We start from the raw sequence: 1,464 nt of genomic DNA, 5'->3' as shown, positions 1-1,464 counted from the left end.
CCGACCAGTCGGGCTCGCGGCACTGGATCGCGTGGTGCATCAGGTCGCCGGCGACCACCGCGCGCTGGCCGCGGGAAAAGATATTGACGCAGCAATGGCAGGGCGAGTGGCCCGGCGTCGGGGTCAGCGTGATGGTGTCGTCGAGCGCGTAGTCGTCGTCGACCAGCAGCGCCTGGCCGGCTTCGACGACGGGCAAGCAGTTGTCGCGGAACACGGTGCCGGGCGGATTGGCGCCGCGGGCGTGCTCCGCCTCCCAGGCCGCGTATTCCTTTTTGTGGAACACGTATTTCGCGTTCGGGAAGGTCGGCACCCACCGGCCGTCGCGCAGCACCGTGTTCCAACCGGTATGGTCGATGTGCAGATGGGTGCAGAACACATAGTCCACGCTTTCGTAACTGACGCCGAGCGCGAACAGTTCGTTGCGCCAGCGTTCCTTGCCGGGGAAATCGAACGGCGGCGGATGGCCCTTGTCCTCGCCGGTGCAGGTGTCGACCAGGATGGTATGGCGCGGGGTGCGAACGACAAATGTCTGGTAGGTGATGACCATCAGTCCAAGTGCGGCGTCGTAGACCTCCGGCTCCATGCTCGCGAGATGATGTTTGAAGACGGCATCGTCATAGGCCGGGAAAAAATCCTGCGGCCGCCGCCACGGGCCTTCGCGCTCGATCACAGCATCAATGGTGATGTCGCCGATCCTGATCTGCTTCATCGCTTCGGCTCCGTCGCGATTTGTTCCAGCAGTGCCATCAGCGCGTCCGGCGCGGTGACGTTCGGCGAATGGCTGGCGTCGATCTCGTGATAGCGCCAGGCCGGATCGTTCTTCGTCATTTTTGCAAACTGCCCGAACGTGTCCGCCGGCGTGATCCGGGTGGCGTAAATGTAGCTGCGCGGCAAAGTGAGCGAGCCGCCCTGCAATCCGAGCGCGGTCTCGAAGCATTTGATCGGCATATGCACGCGGCGCGTGCTCAGCCATTCCTGGTCGGCCGGCGACGTATCCGGCGGCGTCGGGTTCGGCGGCATCCGCCACTCGCCGCTGTCCTTGAGTTCCTGCATGCGCGGCCGCGCCACCTCGTTGAGATCGAGCAGCGACTGGCCGTCAGCCGGCACGAAGGCGTCGACATAGATCAGCTGCGTGACGCGGTCGCGGGCGCGGTCGGCGACGCCGGTGGCGACCATGCCGCCATAGCTGTGGCCGACCAGCACGATGTCGCGCAGGTCCTCGTATTCGATGACGTTGAGGACGTCCTCGATGTGGGTTTCGAGATCGATCGACGGATTGGCCAGATGCGCGCGCTCGCCGAGGCCGGTGTAGGTCGGCGTCACCAGCCGGTGCCCGGCCGCCGCCATCAGCGGGTGCATCTTCTTCCAGGCCCAGCCGGCCGACCAGGCGCCGTGGCAGACGAGAAAGGTCTTGGGGGACGGAGCGTTCATCGGGCGTTTCCATTTGTGAGTTGCTGTTGGGCC

Annotated in this window: 2 protein-coding genes; both read right to left on the bottom strand. The window is 65.2% G+C overall.

Annotation, left to right across the window (positions count from 1 at the left end):
- On the bottom strand, positions 1-709 hold a 709-nt coding region (locus Q7U29_RS20795; RefSeq protein WP_304744417.1), incomplete at its 3' end, for an MBL fold metallo-hydrolase.
- Positions 706-1,431 (bottom strand): alpha/beta fold hydrolase, encoded by a 726-nt coding sequence (locus tag Q7U29_RS20790; RefSeq protein WP_304744416.1) that lies wholly within the window; start codon positions 1,429-1,431, stop codon positions 706-708. The genes Q7U29_RS20795 and Q7U29_RS20790, both read right to left, overlap by 4 nt.
- Positions 1,432-1,464: the final 33 nt, after the last annotated feature.

The sequence above is a fragment of the Bradyrhizobium sp. genome, assembly GCF_030654605.1.
GTDB lineage: Bacteria > Pseudomonadota > Alphaproteobacteria > Rhizobiales > Xanthobacteraceae > Bradyrhizobium.
The sequence above is the reverse complement of the archived record's forward strand: the minus strand, read 5'-3'. Positions and strand labels throughout refer to the sequence as shown.

Excerpts from the sequence above, each read along its gene's own strand:
- Q7U29_RS20790 (WP_304744416.1), bottom strand. The coding sequence starts at position 1,431 with ATGAACGCTCCGTCCCCCAAGACCTTTCTCGTCTGCCACGGCGCCTGG.